This is a genomic window from Luteibacter yeojuensis, from assembly GCF_000964085.1.
Classification (GTDB): Bacteria; Pseudomonadota; Gammaproteobacteria; order Xanthomonadales; family Rhodanobacteraceae; genus Luteibacter; species Luteibacter yeojuensis_A.
In genome coordinates, this window is the sequence record NZ_JZRB01000091.1 from 1 (window position 1) to 4,015 (window position 4,015).

General features: G+C 67.0%; 3 protein-coding genes. 1 reads left to right on the top strand and 2 read right to left on the bottom strand.

Annotated features, from left to right (window positions below):
* Nucleotides 1-571: efflux RND transporter periplasmic adaptor subunit (locus VI08_RS20240; RefSeq protein ID WP_045831450.1), on the bottom strand; the 571-nt coding region annotated here is incomplete at its 3' end.
* On the bottom strand, nt 568-1,224 hold the full coding sequence (locus tag VI08_RS20245; protein ID WP_052698083.1) for a TetR/AcrR family transcriptional regulator: 657 nt from the start codon (nt 1,222-1,224) through the stop codon (nt 568-570). The genes VI08_RS20245 and VI08_RS20240, both read right to left, overlap by 4 nt.
* 267 nt (nt 1,225-1,491) lie before the next feature.
* Here VI08_RS20245 and VI08_RS20250 point away from each other — a divergent pair.
* Nucleotides 1,492-4,015: NAD-glutamate dehydrogenase domain-containing protein (locus tag VI08_RS20250; RefSeq protein WP_045831451.1), on the top strand; the 2,524-nt coding region annotated here is incomplete at its 3' end.

Sequence of the window (4,015 nt, forward strand, 5' to 3'; positions counted from 1 at the left end):
CCAGGGCGCCCTCGGTGACCTGCTGCTTCCCGGCGCGGCCGCTGATGGGCGAGAGCACGTCGGTGAAGCTGAGGTTGATGCGGGCGGACTGGACGGCGGCTTCGGCCTGCTTCACGGAGGCGTTCGAGGTGCGCTCGGTGGCCTCCGCGGTGTCGAGGTCCTGGCGGCTGACGTAGTTCTTGCCGATGAGGCCGCGGGCACGATCGGCCTGGGCCTTGCTGTTCACCGCCGTGGCCTTGGCCGAGGCCAGGTTGGCCAGCTGGGCATCCAGCTCGGCCTGCAGCGGCGCCGGGTCGATCTTGAAGAGCGACTGGCCCTCCTTGACGTCGGTGCCTTCGGTGTAAAGGCGCTTCAGCAGGATGCCGGCTACGCGGGCGCGGACGTCAGCGGTACGGAACGCGGTGACGCGGCCGACCTGGTCCTGGACCAGGGGCACGTCCTGCGGCTGGGCCGTGATGACGCCGACCTGCGGCGGCGGGGGCTGCTGGGGGGCTTCCTGCTTGTGGCAGGCGGCCAGCGCGACGGTGAGGCCGGCGGCCAGCAGGGAGGTGCGCAGGGGCAGGGGTTTCATGAGAACTCCGTTCCTTTTCCAGGTTTCTTGTTCGTTCGCGACCGGCCACCCGGGAGGATGTCGTACGCATGCATAAATACTGTTACCGCGTGCCGGGCCCAGTCGTCCTGTGCCTTCGGGCCCCTGGCTCGCAGGCCGAACAGGCGGCGATCGCCTTCAAGCCCATGCAGCATGGACAGGAAAAGCTCCGCCGCCACGTCCGGGTCCTCCCGGCGCATCTCGCCGCTTTCCATCGCCTCCGCCATGCACCGCGATAGCCGCCCCGCCACCGTTTCGATGGCGGTGCGATAGAACGTCCGGGCCGCCGCCGGGAACCGGGGCGCCTCGGCGATAAGCATCCGCCCAAGGGCGACGTTTTCGTGGTCCATCACGTGGGTCTGGTGCGCCTGGGCCAGCGCCAGCAAGGTGGCGGCCAGGCCGCGGCGCTCCGGGGCGAGGCTCGCGTGCAACGGCAGGACTAATTGTTCAACGGCGGCGTGGAAGAGGGTGTCCTTGTTTTCGAAGTGCGCGTAAACCGTCTGTTTCGATACCCCCGCCTCGCGGGCCACCGCGCCCATGCTGACGCGGTAACCGTCGCGCAGGAACAGGGTGCATGCGGCCTGGAGGACCCGCTGCTGCCGGTCTGACGCCGGGCGGCTTTCCAGGTTCGACATTACGTGTACCTGCTGGACTATACCGTCCAGTTTAGAATCTCCCGCGAGCCAGCGTCAACGGTCTTGGGAGCCATTCGCATGCGAATTGTTGCGACGCACATGCCATGCCCATCGTGCATGCAGGCGAAGTCGGTAGCCTGCTACCGATTAATTGCGGCGCTGCGGTGAAAATCGCTTGAATCGCGATGCGCGTGAGTGTGGCTCTATGACACACGCGGGAGCTATCCTTTTACGGATTTCCCAACTCCCCCACATCGATAATTGCCCATGAATGCGATTCGCGCGGCCGAACCCGGCCAGTTCCAGACGCTCGTTTTCGATGAACTGAAGAAGCTCGATGTCCCCGCCGACCGGCTCAACGAGGCGCGCTTCTTCATCGAAGCCTTCTTCGAGCGGATGGCGCAGGCCGACCATGCCCTGCACACCGAGGCGCGCTGGGCCGCCCTCATCGCCGATCTGCTGGGGTTCGCCCGCGAGCGCGCCCCGGGCAAGGCCAAGGTCCGCGTTTACAACCCGGGTGTCTCGGGCACCCGCGCGGTGGTTGAGGTCGTCACCGACGACATGCCGTTCCTGGTCGACACTGTATCGATGGTGGCCGCGGCGCACGCCGATATCCACGCCATCATCCACCCGGTGCTGCCGGTGAAGCGTTCGGCTTCGGGTGAACTCGAAGCCATGGGCACGGGCGACCACGCCGAATCGATCATGCGCTTCGAGATCGACCGCATCGACGACACCGAGCTCGACACCGTCAAGGCCAATGTGGAAACCGCGCTGGCCGATGTCCGCGAGGCCGTCGCCGACTGGCGCGCCATGCGCGGCAAGATGCAGGAAGTGGCCGACGACCTGGGCAAGCGCTCGTTGCCCTACACGGCCGAAGAAGTCCATGAAGCCAGCGAGTTCCTGCGCTGGGTGGCCGATAACCATTTCACGTTCATGGGCTACCGCGAGTACGAGGTGGTGGCCGATGCCGGCGACGACGTGCTGCGCACGGTCGAGGGTTCGGGCCTGGGGATTTTGCGTGGCGCCGAGCGCTCGCTTGCCCCGCGCTCGCTGCGCACCCTGGTGGCCAGCGAGCTGCCGCGCTCGGGTTCCACCGACGCCATCATCCTCACCAAGACCAACGCACGCTCGCCCATGCACCGCGCGGGCTACATGGATTACATCGGGGTCCTCAAGTTCGACGGCCAGGGCCGGCCCGTGGCGGAACAGCGCTTCCTTGGCCTGTTCTCGTCCAATGCCTACATGGCCCACCCGCAGCACGTGCCGCTGGTGCGCGACAAATGCGAGGCCGTCATGGCCCGCTCGGGGCTCAAGCGCGATTCGCACTCGGGCAAGGCCCTTCGCCACATCCTCGACACGCTGCCGCGCGACGAGTTGTTCCAGTGCAGTGCCGATGAGCTTTTCGCCCTGGCCACCGGCCTGCTCGAGCTGGCCCAGCGCACGCGCACCCGCCTGTTCATTCGCCGCGACAGCTACGGCCGCTTCTTCTCCTGCCTCGTGTTCATCCCCCGCGACCGCTTCAACACCGCGGTGCGCGAGCGGGTCGAGGGCGTGCTGCGCGAGGCGTTCCACGGCGAGCACGTCGATTCGGCCGTACTGATGGGTGAAGCGGCCCTGGTCCGCCTGCATGTGACGGTGCGCCCGCGCATCGGCGACCACCCGGTGTACGACGCCGCCGAGATCGAGGCGAAGATCACCTCCATCGCCCGCAACTGGTACGACGAGCTCCGCGACGAGCTCGTCCACACGGGTGGCGAACAGCAGGGCATCATCCTGGCCAATCGCTACGGCAAGGCGCTGCCTGCCGGGTACGTCGACGAGGTGTCGCCCGCCATCGCCGCCGCCGACGTGCGCGCGCTGGCCGGCCTCGACGGCCCCGACGCCATCAGCATGTCGTTCTACCACCCGCCGCACCGCCCGGAAGAACTGCGCTTCAAGGTCTACCGCTCGGGCTCCGACATCGCGCTTTCCGAAGTGCTGCCGCAGCTCGAGAACCTTGGCCTGCGCGTGCTCACCGAGCACATGTACGAGGTGAAGGTGGGCGATGGCTCGCTGTATATCCAGGACTTCGAAGTGCAGCCGGTGGGCCGCCTCGCGTTCGATGTCTCGCAGGTGGGCACCATCTTCGAGGACGCCTTCGAGCAGATCTGGCGCGGCAACGCCGAAAACGACGGCTTCAACCGCCTGGTGCTCGGTGCCAAGCTCAACTGGCGCCAAGTCGCCGTGCTGCGTGGTTACTGCAAGTACCTGTTGCAGACAGGCGTGGCGTTCTCGCAGGCGTACATGGAAGACGCCCTCAACCGCTACCCGGCCATCGCCGGCCTCATCATCGAGCTGTTCAACGCCGCGTTCGACCCGGCTCGCGAGACGATGGACGATGCGCAGCGCCAGCGGGCTGGCGAACTGCTCTCGCACGAGATGCACGCGCTGATGGACCAGGACACCCTGGCGGCGCACCCGGGCCTCATCGGCAACCTTGTCTCCTCGCTGGCGCTCCCGCGCGAGCAGCAGTCGGCCGTGGTCGAGGACGCCATCAACGCGCTGCTCGACAACGTCTCCAGCCTCGACGAAGACCGCATCCTGCGCAGCTTCATCGCGCTGGTGCACGCCACCCTGCGCACCAGTTTCTTCCAGGCGTGGGACGGCGTGTTCCGTCCGTACATCGCGTTCAAGTTCGACAGCCACAAGGTGCCCGAGCTGGCGAAGCCGGTGCCGTTCCGCGAGATCTTCGTGTATGCGCCGCGCGTGGAAGGCATCCACCTGCGCTTCGGCTCCGTCGCCCGCGGCG